The sequence below is a fragment of the Bacillus multifaciens genome, assembly GCF_030756675.1.
Taxonomy (GTDB): Bacteria; Bacillota; Bacilli; order Bacillales; family Bacillaceae_G; genus Bacillus_A; species Bacillus_A multifaciens.
Genome location: NZ_JAVBXD010000007.1, coordinates 39,957 through 55,380, shown reverse-complemented (window position 1 = coordinate 55,380; position 15,424 = coordinate 39,957). Strand labels below are relative to the sequence as shown.

At 40.5% G+C, this 15,424-nt stretch carries 15 protein-coding genes; 1 reads left to right on the top strand and 14 read right to left on the bottom strand.

The window, feature by feature from the left end; all coding sequences use genetic code 11:
* Positions 1–18: 18 nt before the first annotated feature.
* From Q9306_RS06955 to Q9306_RS06925, 7 genes are all read right to left on the bottom strand, one after another.
* Positions 19–597, bottom strand: a complete 579-nt coding sequence (locus tag Q9306_RS06955) for a thymidine kinase (protein ID WP_306196655.1) — start codon at positions 595–597, stop codon at positions 19–21.
* Positions 598–896: 299 nt separating this feature from the next.
* Positions 897–1,142 (bottom strand): type B 50S ribosomal protein L31, encoded by a 246-nt coding sequence (locus tag Q9306_RS06950; protein WP_034635411.1) that lies wholly within the window; start codon positions 1,140–1,142, stop codon positions 897–899.
* A 141-nt stretch (positions 1,143–1,283) separates the two neighbouring features.
* Entirely contained in the window at positions 1,284–2,555 is a 1,272-nt protein-coding gene (gene rho, locus Q9306_RS06945) for a transcription termination factor Rho (protein ID WP_251226936.1), read from the bottom strand.
* A gap of 262 nt (positions 2,556–2,817) precedes the next feature.
* Positions 2,818–3,783: a class II fructose-bisphosphatase gene (gene glpX / locus Q9306_RS06940; RefSeq protein WP_306196648.1), complete on the bottom strand. Its 966-nt coding sequence runs from the start codon at positions 3,781–3,783 to the stop codon at positions 2,818–2,820.
* Positions 3,784–3,990: 207 nt separating this feature from the next.
* Positions 3,991–5,280, bottom strand: a complete 1,290-nt coding sequence (gene murA / locus Q9306_RS06935) for a UDP-N-acetylglucosamine 1-carboxyvinyltransferase (RefSeq protein ID WP_306196646.1) — start codon at positions 5,278–5,280, stop codon at positions 3,991–3,993.
* Positions 5,281–5,540: 260 nt separating this feature from the next.
* The gene (locus Q9306_RS06930; RefSeq protein ID WP_306196644.1) at positions 5,541–6,398 is read right to left on the bottom strand and encodes a class II fructose-bisphosphate aldolase; all 858 of its coding nucleotides are present in this window, start codon (positions 6,396–6,398) and stop codon (positions 5,541–5,543) included.
* A gap of 211 nt (positions 6,399–6,609) precedes the next feature.
* Positions 6,610–6,978, bottom strand: coding sequence for a response regulator (locus tag Q9306_RS06925; protein ID WP_306196643.1), 369 nt, complete (start codon positions 6,976–6,978; stop codon positions 6,610–6,612).
* A gap of 191 nt (positions 6,979–7,169) precedes the next feature.
* Here Q9306_RS06925 and Q9306_RS06920 point away from each other — a divergent pair, with 191 nt between their 5' ends.
* Positions 7,170–7,697, top strand: a complete 528-nt coding sequence (locus tag Q9306_RS06920) for a DUF2529 domain-containing protein (RefSeq protein ID WP_306196641.1) — start codon at positions 7,170–7,172, stop codon at positions 7,695–7,697.
* Positions 7,698–7,734: 37 nt separating this feature from the next.
* Here Q9306_RS06920 and pyrG read toward each other — a convergent pair whose 3' ends face one another.
* The 7 genes from pyrG to Q9306_RS06885 form a co-directional block, all read right to left on the bottom strand.
* Complete coding sequence (gene pyrG, locus Q9306_RS06915; protein WP_306196639.1) at positions 7,735–9,342, bottom strand: CTP synthase; 1,608 nt, start codon at positions 9,340–9,342, stop codon at positions 7,735–7,737.
* A gap of 261 nt (positions 9,343–9,603) precedes the next feature.
* Positions 9,604–10,131 carry a DNA-directed RNA polymerase subunit delta gene (gene rpoE / locus Q9306_RS06910; protein ID WP_306196637.1) on the bottom strand — a complete coding sequence of 176 codons (528 nt, stop codon included), beginning with the start codon at positions 10,129–10,131 and terminating at the stop codon, positions 9,604–9,606.
* Between the two features lie 149 nt (positions 10,132–10,280).
* A complete protein-coding gene (locus tag Q9306_RS06905; protein ID WP_098918744.1) occupies positions 10,281–10,922 on the bottom strand; it encodes a TetR/AcrR family transcriptional regulator in 642 nt (213 codons plus the stop codon).
* A gap of 66 nt (positions 10,923–10,988) precedes the next feature.
* Positions 10,989–12,128 (bottom strand): acyl-CoA dehydrogenase AcdA, encoded by a 1,140-nt coding sequence (gene acdA / locus Q9306_RS06900; RefSeq protein ID WP_306196635.1) that lies wholly within the window; start codon positions 12,126–12,128, stop codon positions 10,989–10,991.
* A 13-nt stretch (positions 12,129–12,141) separates the two neighbouring features.
* A complete protein-coding gene (locus Q9306_RS06895) occupies positions 12,142–13,272 on the bottom strand; it encodes an acyl-CoA dehydrogenase (protein ID WP_306196633.1) in 1,131 nt (376 codons plus the stop codon).
* Between the two features lie 76 nt (positions 13,273–13,348).
* Positions 13,349–14,200, bottom strand: coding sequence for a 3-hydroxybutyryl-CoA dehydrogenase (locus Q9306_RS06890; protein ID WP_306196632.1), 852 nt, complete (start codon positions 14,198–14,200; stop codon positions 13,349–13,351).
* Between the two features lie 17 nt (positions 14,201–14,217).
* Positions 14,218–15,399: an acetyl-CoA C-acetyltransferase gene (locus Q9306_RS06885; RefSeq protein WP_371932343.1), complete on the bottom strand. Its 1,182-nt coding sequence runs from the start codon at positions 15,397–15,399 to the stop codon at positions 14,218–14,220.
* Positions 15,400–15,424: the final 25 nt, after the last annotated feature.

Here is a 15,424-nt window from a genome sequence, read left to right as displayed (position 1 = left end):
CGTAGCGAGTTTTTATCTCTATTTAATCGGTACAGCATGGCAATGACGACAACGTGGTTCATATGATTCCGATGCGCCAACTAAAATAATTGGGTCATCAAAAGAAGCTGGTTCCCCATCGATTAAACGTTGCGTACGGCTTGCAGGAGATCCACATTCAGCACATACTGCTTGCAGTTTTGTTACATGCTCCGCAATTGCCATAAGCTGAGGAACTTGTCCAAATGGTAGACCACGGAAATCTTGGTCTAAACCGGCAACAATTACACGATAGCCTCGGTTTGCCAATTCTTGCACCACTTCCACAATGTCCCCATCAAAAAATTGCACTTCATCAATTGCTATAACATCAATATCTTCTGTTACGTGTTCAAACATCTCTTTTGAAGCCGCAACAGGGACTGCTCTTACTTTCAATCCATTATGCGACACAACATCTTCTTCACTATAACGATTATCAATGCACGGTTTAAATACAATCGCGTTTTGCTTTGCGAATTGCGTACGGCGCACACGGCGGATGAGCTCTTCTGATTTCCCGGAGAACATGCTTCCACAAATCACTTCAAGCCAACCGTGTTGATTTATTAAGTACATAGGAGCTCCTCCTTTCGTCTATATGAATCCATTTTGATTTTCCGACATATAGATTGCCGCTATGCAGAAAAAAAGGAGCTTCCATTCGCTTTCTCCCTTTGTTTAAACTTCGCATGTGGCAGTAAAAGACCCTGACCGCTTCTATGCACGGCCAGATGCTCTCGCCCACCTAAAAAAAGATGGTTTTATGTCGTTTTTTAATTTGGATTTATATACTTACTCTAAGTAGGTAAAAGTTTATATTTTCGCAAAAAAAACAGACAAGCGGATATATACACTTGCCTGCTTTATGTTTGTTATTACTTAAGGCCGTATTTCTTGTTGAAGCGGTCAACACGTCCGTCTGCAGTAGCAAACTTCTGACGTCCTGTGTAGAATGGGTGAGAATCAGAACTGATCTCAACTTTTAGTAACGGATAAGTGTTACCATCTTCCCACTCGATAGTTTCGTTAGAACCTTTTGTAGATCCGCTTAAGAATTTGAAGCCTGTGTTTGTATCCATAAATACAACTTTCTTGTAATCTGGATGGATTCCTGCTTTCATTCTTTTCATCTCCTTCCGCCCTGAATCATTTTCGAAACAGAGTTTTTTCATCGTTAGTTGCTATTACAACTGTATTGATGAAACGCACATGATGAAATTATAACAAGGCTATCTGCATTTTGCAACTACCTGTTTTTAGCATCATTTCATCGTGACATATCTCTTTGAATCTGCCGGGATATTTTGCAAGAATTCTTCATTTGACTTTGTTTGACGCAACTTACGCAAGAAGCTTTCGATGAAGTCTGGCGTATCTCTCATTGTTTTACGAATACCCCATAACTTATCTAAATGTTCTTTCGGAATTAATAAGTCTTCTTTACGAGTGCCAGAACGACGAATATCAATAGCTGGGAAAATACGACGTTCTGCTAAAGAACGATCTAAATGAAGCTCCATATTTCCTGTTCCTTTAAACTCTTCATAAATAACATCATCCATACGAGACCCTGTATCAACAAGAGCTGTTGCTAAAATTGTCAAGCTACCGCCCTCTTCAATATTACGAGCCGCTCCGAAAAAGCGCTTCGGTCTATGGAATGCCGCTGGATCAATACCACCAGATAACGTACGTCCGCTTGGCGGAATTACAAGGTTGTAAGCACGCGCTAAACGGGTAATACTATCCATTAAAATGATAACGTCTTTTTTATGCTCAACAAGACGCATCGCACGTTCTAATACAAGTTCCGCTACTTTAATATGATTTTCTGGTACTTCATCAAAAGTAGAACTTACAACATCGCCTTTTACAGAACGTTCAATATCCGTTACTTCCTCTGGACGTTCGTCAATTAAAAGTACAATCAGTTCTGCTTCTGGATGATTTGTTGTAACGCTGTGTGCAATTTCTTTTAACAGTATCGTTTTACCAGCCTTTGGCGGTGCAACGATAAGACCACGTTGCCCAAATCCAACTGGTGCAATTAAATCCATGATACGTGTTGATAATTTCTTCGTTTCCGTTTCCAATTTCATTTGACGATTTGGATATAACGGTGTTAACGCTGGAAAATGCACGCGTTCTTTTGCTGACTCTGGGTCGTCCCCATTAACTGCCTCAACTTGCAACAATCCGAAATAGCGTTCATTTTCTTTCGGAGGTCGTACTTTACCAGAAACCTTATCCCCATTACGCAAATCAAAACGACGAATTTGCGAAGCTGAAATATAAATATCTTCAGAACTAGGAGAGTAGTTGATTGGACGTAAGAATCCAAATCCCTCTGATTGAATAATTTCCAGTACACCTTCCATGAAAAAGAAACCTTCTTTTTCTGCTCGTGCTTTTAAAATTGCAAAAATTAACTCTTTCTTTGTTAATTTGCTGTAATAAGAAATCTTAAATTCTTTTGCAAGTTCATATAACTCTTTTAACTTCATGTTCTCTAATGCTGAAATTGTTAAATTCATTCGGACACCACACTTTAATATTATTCTCTTTTTTCATTGGATAAGGGAAATTTCGGAAGGTTAATACATATTAATGAAAGGCAATAAGTACAAGTAGAGTAATATTCACTATTGTAACCCTTTTACCTCATTTTAATCAATACATTGCAAGACAAATACAAGAAGCGAAGACAATAAAATTTGTCTTCGCTCTATCCATCACTTTTACACTTCTTATTTTATCCCGCTATTCGTGGACAGTAAGACCCCACTCATGGAAGTTTTACTTTATAACTAAATTTGGTTTTTTATTCAAACTGTGACGTCCGTCAACAAAACGAACTGTTCCCGATTTCGCGCGCATAACAAGGGAGTGCGTTGTACCAGTACTTCCTTTAAATTGAACACCGCGCAGTAATTCACCGTCCGTAACACCTGTTGCTGCAAAAATTGCATCGTCACCTTTTACTAAATCTTCCATAAGAAGAACACGGTTAATGTCATTAATACCCATTTTTTTACAGCGCTCTAATTCTGCTTCGTCTTGCGGAAGAAGCTTCCCTTGAATTTCTCCACCTAAACATTTTAATGCTACAGCAGCTAGAACTCCCTCCGGTGCACCGCCAGATCCGAATAAAATATCAACACCTGTGCGATCAAATGCTGTGTTAATAGCACCAGCTACATCACCGTCATTAATTAATTTAATGCGCGCTCCCGCTTTACGGATTTCCTCAATAATTGCTTGATGACGCGGTCTATTTAAAATAGTTGCTACAACATCTTCAATATCTTTATTTTTTGCTCTTGCAACAGCACGTAAGTTATCAATAACCGGTGCATTAATATCAACCGCACCAACAGCTTCTGGGCCAACCGCAATTTTATCCATATACATGTCAGGTGCATGTAGCAAGTTTCCATGGTCCGCTACGGCAATGACTGCTAATGCATTCCATCCTCCTGCTGCAACGATATTTGTTCCTTCTAACGGATCAACCGCTACGTCAACGCGCGGACCATATCCAGTCCCTAATTTTTCACCGATATACAGCATTGGTGCTTCGTCCATTTCTCCTTCACCAATTACTACAGTCCCTTTCATCGGTACTGTGTCAAACACATCGCGCATTGCTGAAGTTGCTGCCCCGTCTGCTTCGTCCTTCTTACCAAGTCCCATCCAGCGTGCTGATGATAACGCTGCAGCCTCCGTTACACGTACTAATTCCATGGATAAACTTCTTTCCAATCTAATCCCTCTCCTTTAAGCCGTAATATTTATATTTCACACACATAAGGTTCCATAGCGTTTACCTTATGACGTTTCCCCTTACACTTTATACAAGTATATCGCTTTCTCTCTTTGTTTAACTTTGCATGGCCAGATGCTCTCATCCGCGCCAAAAGAAAGGTTTTATATCACTTTTTCAATTTGTATTTATATATACAAAGCTCTTTAGGCGTTTTTCATCTGTTCAATCTCTTGTCTTGTCATTTTTTCACGCCAAATTTTCGCTCCAAGACCTCGAAGCTTGTCCTCTAAATTTTCATAACCACGATCAATATGTTCTAGCCCTGTAACCTCGGTGATTCCTTCTGCCATTAAACCTGCAATGACAAGAGCAGCTCCGGCACGTAAGTCACTCGCTTTCACTTTCGCTCCTTGCAGTGAAATAGGGCCTGTCACGATAGCAGAACGACCTTCTACTTTAATTTGCGCATTCATTCTTCTTAATTCATCTATATGTTTAAATCGCGCGCCGTAAATGGTATCTGTTACAACTGCCGTTCCACTAGCCTTCGTTAATAACGTCGTAAACGGTTGCTGTAAGTCAGTTGGAAACCCTGGATATACGAGCGTTTTTACATCTACCATTTTTAACTGGCGATCCCCGCCTACCACAATTTGATCATCGTGTGTTTCTACTCTTACACCCATTTCTCGAAGCTTAGCCGTTATAGATTCTAAGTGCTGCGGAATCACATTATCAACTACAACTTCACCGCCCGAAGCCGCACCCAAAATCATATATGTTCCAGCTTCAATACGATCAGGAATAATAGAATGATAACAACCGTGAAGCGATTCAACACCATCAATACGAATCACGTCTGTTCCTGCTCCTTTAATACGAGCCCCCATACTCGTAAGCAGTGTGGCTACATCAATAATTTCTGGTTCTTTCGCTGCATTTTCAATGATTGTTCTACCTTTTGCACGCACGGCAGCAAGCATGATGTTAATTGTTGCACCTACGCTGACAACATCTAAATAAATACGCGCGCCCCGTAGTTCATCTGCACGTAAATATATTGCACCTTGCTCATTCGTGACATGTGCTCCAAGTGCTTCAAATCCCTTAATATGCTGGTCAATTGGCCTTGGTCCTAAATGACATCCACCAGGAAGTCCAATTACCGCTTGTTTGAAACGACCGAGCATTGCTCCCATTAAATAATAAGAAGCACGTAGTTTTTTTACTTTTCCATTTGGAAGAGGCATTGCTACCATCTTAGAAGGATCAATTGTCATTTCCTCATCTTGATGATACGTGACAGATCCACCGATTTCCTCTAACAAATCACCAAGTATTTTCACATCAGAAATATTAGGTACACCACCAATTGTAACTGGTGTTTCTGCTAAAATGGTCGCAGGAATAAGCGCAACAGCACTATTTTTTGCACCGCTCACACGAATCGAACCATGTAAGGGCACACCGCCTTCAATCAGCAACTTATCCATCTCAAGCCCCCTTCTTGTGAATTCATTTCCCGATCTATTCCCTACTTTAACCGGTAAGTTCACTACTTCGGATACGTCTTACACTTACGAGTATATCCATGCTATTTGTTTCCTTTATTTTTACACAATTACAAAAATATTTCTCTTGAAATGCCCTAACAAGTAGAAATTTGTCTATCCTATAAAATGTTCACGCTTTCATTATACAACGAAACGAAACCGTCTAAAAGGCTAGACGGTTTCTAAAGTCGTTTTTAAAATTATGCTTGACCGTTAGAACCAAACTCACGAATTTTACCGATTACTGTCGCTTTAATTGCTTCACGACCAGGTCCGATAAATTTACGAGGATCGTAAACTTCTTGGTCTTTATTTAATGCTTCACGAACCGCTTTTGTAAACTCGATTTGGTTTTCAGTGTTTACGTTGATTTTAGAAGTACCTAAAGAAATAGACTTTTTGATGTCAGCTGTTGGGATACCAGTACCACCGTGAAGTACTAAAGGTACACCAGTTAAATCACGAACTTCTTCCATTTCTTTGAATCCTAATTTAGGCTCACCTTTGTAAGGGCCATGTACAGAACCTAATGCTGGAGCTAGGCAATCGATACCTGTTGCAGCTACTAGTTCTTTACATTCCTCTGGATTAGCGTAGATAACACCTTCAGCTACTACGTCGTCTTCTTGTCCGCCAACTGTACCAAGCTCAGCTTCTACAGATACGTTACGTGCATGTGCATATTCAACTACTTTTTTAGTAGTTTCGATATTTTCTTCAAATGGGTGGTGAGAAGCATCGATCATTACAGATGTGAAACCTGCATCAATCGCTTCTTTACATTTTTCGAAGCTTGAACCATGGTCAAGGTGAATCGCAACAGGAACAGTGATGTTCATTTCTTCGATTAAAGCTTTAACCATAGCTACAACTGTTTTGAAACCAGTCATATGACGAGCTGCACCTTCAGATACACCTAAAATTACAGGAGATTTTTCTTCTTCCGCAGCAGCTAAGATAGCTTGTGTCCACTCTAAGTTATTCATGTTGAATTGACCAACTGCGTATTTTCCTTCTAGCGCTTTGTTTAGCATTTCTTTCATGGAAACTAAAGGCATGGTAAATCCTCCTAAAAACGTTTTTTTGTATCCGATAAGTTCTTATCGGTGGTAGTATCACCACGACGAGGAAAAATATGTATAATCACATACCGGACTTTCTTCTACACTCCATAGGATACCAACTTGTACTCAAAAACTCAACCGCATTCACCTGCTCATCAGTCCATGAAAACGCTTTTTTCCATATTTTTTAATAAAAAATTCACGATTACGCTTCTACAGCAATTTCTTTTCGCACAGCCCCTCGAATTTCATCAATATCAAACGGCTTTGCAAAGTGCATTAACGCACCGAGTTCTTTCGCTTCTTGAATCATATCTAATTCACCATAAGCCGTCATTAAAATCACTTTAATGTCTTGATTAATTTCTTTTATATGTTTTAAAATTTCAATTCCGTCCATGCCTGGAATTTTCATATCTAAAATAACTAAATCCGGACAATCATTTTTCACGATATCAAGGGCTTGAAAACCATTTGCCGCTTGGAATGTTTCGTAACCTTCTTTTTGAAACACCTCATGTAATAAAACACGAATACCGTATTGATCATCAACGATTAAAATTTTCCCTTCCATGCTCCCCAACCTTTCTATAATAAACACATAATTTGTATTGTTTTTATCTCTTTCGATTACTTTCGCTTCTTTTTGTCAAATTCCTTCCTATTCTTTCTTATTTTACTGCTTCCCATTTCCTAGTGCTAGCACCTTTGTGAGTAAATAAGCTATAATGAAAGCCGTCAAGCACGTTAGAAAGGAGCATCACCATGTTTAAAATTTTTTCCACTCAGCTAGGTGGCTATTTCACAAAAATTGCCCAAAAAGAAGAGATGAATATAGAAGATAGCGCTCGTTTACTTGCCCAAGCATTAGTCTCAGATGGGCACATTTATTTGCATGGTACAAAAGAAATGGAAGGCGTAATTTGCGAAGCTTTATATGGATTGGAGCCTATGCAAAATGCAAAACGTCTAGTTGAAGACGGTAAACAAGCAGACATAACTACCTCTGATCGCGTACTACTGATTAGCCGTTTTTCCACAGACGAAGAAATCATTTCACTAGCAAAACAATTGCAAGAAAACGGTCATTTCGTTGTTGGTATTTCTGCTAAACAAGAAGGCGAATTATCGTTAGAACAATTCACCGATGCACATATCGATACAAAACTTGCAAAACCATTAATTCCAGATGATGATGGCTCTCGTTATGGCTTTCCAAGTTTAATGACGGCCTTATTTGCATATCACGGATTAAAATTTACAATCGATGACATTATGAATGAATATGAGTAACGAAAAAAGGCGCCCTATAGTAGGACGCCTTTTCTTATTACTTACTTTCTTTATTAATAATAGAAGCTTGTACGAAGTCACGGAACAACGGTTGTGGACGGTTTGGACGAGATACAAGTTCCGGGTGGAACTGTGCTGCCACGAACCAAGGATGTTCTTTTAACTCGATAATTTCTACTAAACGGCCATCTGGGCTTGTACCTGAGAAGATGAATCCTGCATTTTCCATGTCTTGACGGAATTGGTTATTGAACTCATAACGATGACGATGACGTTCATATACAACCGGTTCGCTATACGCATTGTATGCATTTGTTTCTGGTGTAAGCTTACATGGGTATAAACCAAGACGAAGTGTACCGCCTAAATCTTCAACATCTTTTTGTTCTGGTAATAAATCGATAATTGCGTAAGGTGTGTCAGGATTAATTTCAGAAGAGTTCGCACCTTCTAATCCTAATACGTTACGTGCAAATTCGATTGATGCAAGTTGCATTCCTAAGCAAATTCCTAAGAATGGAACCTTGTTTTCACGCGCATATTCAATTGCAGCGATTTTACCTTCAACACCGCGGTCCCCGAAGCCACCTGGTACAAGGATACCGTCTGTATCGCCAACTAATTCTTTCACGTTTTCTGCTGTCACATGCTCAGCGTTTACCCATTTTACTTCTACATCAGTATCAAATTTATATCCTGCATGACGAAGTGCCTCTACAACAGAAATGTATGCGTCTTGAAGCTCTACATATTTACCAACAAGAGCGATTTTTGTTTTCTTAGACAGGTTGCGTACTTTTTCAACTAATGCATTCCACTCTGTCATATCTGCAGCTGGATTGCCCAATTTTAAATGATCGCAAACGATTTGGTCCATGTTTTGCTCTTGAAGAGATAATGGAACTGCATATAATGTATCTGCGTCGCGTGCTTCAATTACTGCTTTTGTATCAATGTCGCAGAATAATGCAAGCTTATCTTTCATATCTTGAGATACAGGAAGCTCTGTACGAACAACAATAATATTTGGCTGAATACCTAAGCTGCGAAGTTCTTTAACGCTATGCTGTGTTGGTTTTGTTTTCATTTCGCCAGCTGCTTTTAAATAAGGGATTAACGTACAATGAATGTACATTACATTGTCACGGCCAATATCGCTCTTAATTTGGCGAATTGCTTCTAGGAACGGTAAAGACTCGATATCACCAACAGTTCCGCCGATTTCTGTAATAACAACATCCGCATTAGTTTCGCGACCAGAACGATATACACGCTCTTTAATTTCGTTTGTAATGTGAGGAATAACTTGAACAGTTCCTCCTAAATACTCACCACGGCGCTCTTTTTGAAGCACAGAAGAGTAAATTTTACCTGTTGTTACGTTGCTGTATTTATTTAAGTTGATGTCGATGAAACGCTCATAGTGACCAAGGTCTAAATCTGTTTCTGCACCATCATCTGTTACGAATACCTCACCGTGTTGGTATGGACTCATTGTTCCTGGGTCTACGTTAATATATGGATCAAACTTTTGAATTGTTACGTTTAAACCACGATTTTTTAATAGTCTTCCAAGGGATGCTGCTGTGATCCCCTTTCCTAGAGACGATACTACACCGCCTGTTACAAAAATATACTTAGTCATGAATGTGCTCCCTTCTACTTTGCTGTTATATAATTACCGTTGCAAATCGCAACGTATGTAGATAACACTTACCTTATCTTATCTTATTGTTAGACTCTTTCATTTTTCTAAACAAAAAACAAAAAAGAAAATTGCTCCCTTTATCACCAAAAGTAATAAATAGGGAGCAATTTTCTTTTATATTTACACGTAAAAGTTATTATCGTCTTTTTTAAAGAGCCCAAAAATGATTCTACATGGACGATAATGAAAAGTCAAGAACTACAGCTCTTCCTCTTCTTCTTCTTCTGATTCGTCGTATTCTAATTCATCTTCTTCAACGAAATCATCATCATTTTCTTCTTCTTCATCTAAGTCATCAAGATCATCATCTTCCTCAAGAAGTTCATCAAGATCTTCTACATCATCTTCTTCGATGTCGCCATCGTCTTCGAAATCATCTTCATCTTCTTCGATGTAGTCATCTAACTCATCTTCCTCAACTTTACGTTTCTTCTTAGGCTTCGGTTGAGGTAAAATTTCTTCATCAATTTGCTCGTATGGGTACCATCCACGTAATCCCCAACGATTTTCTCCAAGGTTGATAAAGCGCCCATCGATATTTAAATCTGTATAAAATTGCGCGATTTTCGCAGCAACTTGTTCTTCAGATAGTCCCAGTAATTGAGCAATTTCTTGAACTAGATCATGAAACGGTGTTGCTTGTTTTTTGTCCTCTAACAAGCTATGTACTACTTCGATCATGGACAATTCTTTTAGCTCTTCTGGTGAAAATTGCTTTAAATTCACTTGTGCGGCACTTCCTTTCTTAAAATATATCCTAATTATATAAAGGCCTGTTCAAAAAAATCCATACTATTTATTATAAACAAAACTGCACCAAATATGCCACAAAAAAAATAGGGAATCATAAAGTGATTCCCTCTGCATGTGGAAGGTTATTTTCCTTTTTCATTTTGAATCATATGAGCACCATTTAATACATAGCGAATTTGCATCTCTGTATACTCTTCCAATGTATAAAGTTTCTGCAACGCCCAGCGACGAAATCCCCACATTTGTCCTTGAATAAAAATATTATGAGCAAGCAGTTGAATCTCTTTTTTTGTTAAAGTAAATACTTTATTTTGAACACATTGCTGTAAAATATCTTCGAACATCCCGACCATTTGAAATTCTTTCTCTAGTACGTAAGGCAGCGATTCTTTTGGTAGAAAACGAACCTCTTGATACATAATAAGAACCTCTTCTTGCAATTCATCCATCACTTTAAAGTAATTTGTAATCGCTGCTTTTAAACTATCAACATTGCCTTTTCCTTTGCAAAGCACTTGCTCTAAGCGCTCTTTTACATGTTCATAAATACTATCACACACTAAATAAAGAACATCATCTTTCGTTCGAATATATTCATAGAGTGTACCAATGCTAAAGCCTGCTGCCTTTGCGATTTCTCTCGTTGTTGTGCGCGGAAATCCTTTTTGTTTAAAGAGCTGCACAGCACCTTTAATCATTTGTTCACGCCGAAGTGCAATGAGTCTTTCATCTTTCACAGATGCTTGTACATTGTGTTTAACCATCTCCTTCACCCCTTTCTATCATTTTGCAGGAAGAAGCGTAGGAGGCTCCTACGCTTCTTCTCACTTCTACTTTGTTAACATACGTGAAATAACAAGACGCTGAATTTCTTGCGTCCCTTCGTAAATTTGCGTAATCTTTGCATCGCGCATAAAGCGTTCCACTGGATAATCTTTTGTATAACCGTATCCCCCAAATACTTGCACAGCTTCTGTTGTCACTTTCATTGCTGTATCTCCTGCAAATAATTTCGACATTGCTGATTCTTTTCCATACGGCAAGCCTTCTGATTCAAGCCAAGCCGCTTGATATGTTAACAAGCGCGCCGCCTCTACTCCCGTCGCCATATCCGCTAGTTTAAAGCCAATTCCTTGTTGCGCGGCAATCGGTTTCCCAAATTGATGGCGTTCCTTCGCATAATCAGCGGCAGCATCAAGTGCACCTTGTGCGATACCAACCGCTTGCGCGGCAATACCATTACGGCCGCCATCTAACGTTTGCATTGCAATTTTAAACCCTTGCCCTTCCTCGCCAAGTAAGTTCTCAGCAGGAATACGGCAGTCCTCAAATATAATCTCCGTCGTCGGTGAAGAACGAATACCGAGCTTGCTCTCTTTCTTTCCAACAGAAAATCCCGGCGTACTGCTTTCCACAATAAATGCACTTGTACCACGCTGCTTTGATTCTGGGTCTGTCAGTGCAAATACAACATAAATATCTGCAATTCCGCCGTTTGTAATGAAAATTTTCGATCCGTTTAAAATATAATGATCGCCATCACGCTTTGCTGTCGTCTTCATTCCACCAGCATCAGAGCCAGAACCCGGCTCCGTTAAGCCATAAGCACCCATTTTCTTTCCTTCTGCCATTGGACGTAAATATTTCTGCTTTTGCTCCTCTGTACCAAATTTAAAAACTGGCCATCCTGCAAGCGATGTATGCGCCGATAATGTTACACCTGTAGATGCACAAACACGTGACAACTCTTCTACTGCAATCACATAAGCTAAGTAATCACTTCCAATTCCACCGTACTCTTCAGGCCACGGAATACCAGTTAAGCCAAGCTCCGCCATTTGATCAAATAAAGCGCGGTCAAAGCGTTCTTCTTCATCGCGCTCCGCTGCCGTTGGTGCCACTTCATTTCTCGCAAAATCACGAACCATTTTCCGAATCATTTCGTGCTCTTCTGATAGTTTAAAATGCATCTCTATTTCCCCCTTAAAGCGCTCTACTAATAACTAAGCGCTGAATCTCACTTGTTCCCTCATAAATCTCACATATTTTTGCATCGCGGAAGAAGCGCTCCGCAGGATACTCTTTTGTATATCCATAACCACCAAGCACCTGCACACCTTCAACAGCAACTTCTACTGCTGTTTTGGAAGCAAATAATTTTGCAATTGACGCTTCCTTCCCGCACGGTAAACCTTGTGCTCTTAATGATGCAGCGCGGTACACAAGCAAACGAGCTGCTTCAACAGATGTTGCCATATCCGCTATCTTAAAGCCTAGCCCTTGCTGCGCAGCAATTGGCTTACCAAATTGATGACGCTCTTTCGCATAATCAGTAGCACACTCCAGCGCTGCCTCAGCGATACCAAGTGACTGTGCCCCGATACCGATGCGACCAACATCTAAATTTGCCATCGCCACTTTAAACCCTTGACCTTCTTCGCCAAGCAAATTCTCAGCAGGGACTTTCATATCTTCAAATGTTAATTGCACTGTACGAGAACCTAATAACCCCATTTTGTGTTCATCTTTTCCAACAATTAAACCCGGTGTATTCTTTTCAACGATAAATGCCGATATTCCGCGTGTACCTGCCTCCGGATTCGTAGAAGCAAAGACAATATATGTGTCTGCCTCGCCGCCGTTTGTGATAAATACTTTCGAACCGTTAATAACGTACTCATCACCTTGCCTAACCGCTCTTGATTTTAGGCTCCCAGCATCTGATCCCGCACTTGGCTCTGTTAATGCAAATGCTCCTAAATATTCACCAGCTGCCAACTTTGGAAGATATTTTTGTTTTTGCTCTTCTGTTCCAAAATATAAAATTGGATTCGTTCCAACAGAAGTATGTACCGCTAAAATCACTCCCACGGTCGCGCTTACTTTTGAAATTTCATGAATGGCTAAAATATACGAAATAAAATCCATTTCCGCTCCGCCGTATTTCGCTGGAATCGGTATCCCCATTAGTCCAAGCTCACCCATTTTCTTTAGGACTTCTCTAGGAAACACCCCTTGTTCCATCATAGGAACAAAGGGAGCAATTTCCTTCCCGGCAAAGTCCCGAACCATTTTCCGCATCATTTGCTGCTCTTCTGTAAATTGAAAGTTCATCTGCTCCACCTCAAATTATTTTCTATTGTGATTGAACGATTTAGTAAGACCACTAGTACACCAAAAGAGGTGTTTATTATTCATAAACGTAAAAACCGCGTCCTGTCTTACGTCCTAACCAGCCTGCGTTCACATATTTACGTAGGAGCGGGCATGGTCGATATTTGCTATCTCCTAATCCTTCATGCAGTACTTCCATAATGTATAAACACGTATCTAAACCGATAAAATCAGCAAGCGTCAACGGTCCCATCGGATGATTCATACCAAGCTTCATAACTTCATCGATTGCTTCTTTCGTTGCCACGCCTTCATATAGCGTATAAATTGCCTCGTTAATCATTGGCAATAAAATACGGTTAGAAACAAACCCTGGGAAGTCATTTACTTCAACTGGGACTTTGCCGATTTTTTTTGTAATATCCTCGATCGTTTCATATACAGCGTCCTCTGTTGCTAAGCCGCGAATAATTTCGACAAGCTTCATAACCGGAACTGGATTCATAAAGTGCATACCGATGACTTTTTCTGGACGATTCGTAACAGCTGCAATTTCAGTAATTGGCAGCGAAGACGTATTTGTTGCCAAAATCGTATGCTCAGGTGCTAATTCATCTAAGTTCGCAAAAATTTGCTTCTTAATGTCCATTCTTTCTACAGCCGCTTCGATGACAAGGTCTGCTTCTTTTACACAATCTAGCGTAAGCGTTGCTGTTAGACGATTTAACGTTTCCTGCTTATCATCTTCGCTCATGCGGCCCTTCTCAACTTGTCTAGATAAATTTTTCGTAATAATCCCGATTCCGCGGTCTAACTGCTCTTGTTTTAAATCTTGCATATATACGTCATACCCTGCCATCGCACACACCTGTGCAATTCCAGAACCCATTTGCCCCGAACCAATTACAACAATCTTTTGTACTGTCATGTTTATAGCCCCCTTTTTTATTGAACCTCGATCATGATTGCGTCACCTTGACCACCACCGCTGCAAATAGAAGCAATTCCGATGCCGCCGCCGCGCTGCTTCAATGCATGAATAAGAGTCACGATAATGCGCGCCCCACTTGCTCCAATTGGGTGCCCCATCGCAACTGCGCCGCCGTTTACGTTAATCTTCTCTGGATCAATGCCTGCAATATTTGCACTTGCAATCGCTACAGCAGCAAACGCCTCATTAATCTCAAATAAATCAATGTCTTCCACTTTCTTGCCTGTTTTCTTTAATAACTCGTTAATGGCATAGCCTGGTGTTCTCGGAAAATCCTTTGCCTCAATCGCAATCGCTGTATGCCCTAAAATCGTTGCAAGCGGCTTTCTTCCTTCTTCCTTCGCGCGCTCTTCACTCATTAATACGAGCGCCGCTGCTCCATCATTTAAACCTGGTGCATTCCCAGCCGTAACCGCTGCAGCCTTATCAAATACAGGTTTTAGCTTTGCTAACTTTTCAAGTGTTGTATCTCCGCGCGGTGCTTCGTCGTCCGCTACGACTACCGGTTCCCCTTTTCGCTGCGGCACAGATACAGGGACAATTTCTTCTTCAAAGCGGCCTTCCTTTTGCGCTGTAATCGCACGCATATGGCTTCTGTATGCCCACTCGTCTTGCATTTCACGGGAAATGCCGTCTTCTTTCGCAACATCGCCGCCGTACACGCCCATATGCACGCCAGTAAATGAGCACGTTAGACCATCTGCCACATTTAAGTCGACAACCTCGTTATGCCCCATGCGATATCCCCAGCGTGCGCCGCGTAAAATATATGGACTATTGCTCATCGATTCCATGCCGCCTGCTACAAGTAACGAATGATCGCCAGTACGAATAATTTGATCTGCTAACGTTACAGCACGAAGTCCGGATGCACAAACTTTATTCACTGTTTCTGTGCGAGTCTCCCACGGAATCCCTGCTTCTCTAGCTGCCTGGCGCGATGGAATTTGCCCTTGTCCTCCTTGAATAACCGCTCCAAATACAACTTCTTCAATATCACTTGCTGCAACATTCGCACGCTCTAATGCCGCTCCAATTGCAATTCCGCCAAGCTCCGTTGCCTTTACATCCTTTAAAGCTCCCCCAAACTTTCCAACAGGTGTTCTTGCAGCACTTAAAATTACTGTTCTTGTCAAAACATATTCCCCCACTTCTTTTTAT

Bases quoted from the DNA above. Each gene is read 5' to 3' on its own strand.
- Q9306_RS06890 (WP_306196632.1), bottom strand. From the start codon at position 14,200: ATGACAGTACAAAAGATTGTTGTAATTGGTTCGGGGCAAATGGGTTCT.
- Q9306_RS06895 (WP_306196633.1), bottom strand. From the start codon at position 13,272: ATGAACTTTCAATTTACAGAAGAGCAGCAAATGATGCGGAAAATGGTT.
- Q9306_RS06920 (WP_306196641.1), top strand. From the start codon at position 7,170: ATGTTTAAAATTTTTTCCACTCAGCTAGGTGGCTATTTCACAAAAATT.
- pyrG (WP_306196639.1), bottom strand. From the start codon at position 9,342: ATGACTAAGTATATTTTTGTAACAGGCGGTGTAGTATCGTCTCTAGGA.
- Q9306_RS06925 (WP_306196643.1), bottom strand. From the start codon at position 6,978: ATGGAAGGGAAAATTTTAATCGTTGATGATCAATACGGTATTCGTGTT.
- murA (WP_306196646.1), bottom strand. From the start codon at position 5,280: ATGGATAAGTTGCTGATTGAAGGCGGTGTGCCCTTACATGGTTCGATT.
- Q9306_RS06905 (WP_098918744.1), bottom strand. From the start codon at position 10,922: ATGGTTAAACACAATGTACAAGCATCTGTGAAAGATGAAAGACTCATT.
- Q9306_RS06950 (WP_034635411.1), bottom strand. From the start codon at position 1,142: ATGAAAGCAGGAATCCATCCAGATTACAAGAAAGTTGTATTTATGGAT.
- acdA (WP_306196635.1), bottom strand. From the start codon at position 12,128: ATGCATTTTAAACTATCAGAAGAGCACGAAATGATTCGGAAAATGGTT.
- Q9306_RS06930 (WP_306196644.1), bottom strand. From the start codon at position 6,398: ATGCCTTTAGTTTCCATGAAAGAAATGCTAAACAAAGCGCTAGAAGGA.
- Q9306_RS06955 (WP_306196655.1), bottom strand. From the start codon at position 597: ATGTACTTAATAAATCAACACGGTTGGCTTGAAGTGATTTGTGGAAGC.
- rho (WP_251226936.1), bottom strand. From the start codon at position 2,555: ATGAATTTAACAATTTCAGCATTAGAGAACATGAAGTTAAAAGAGTTA.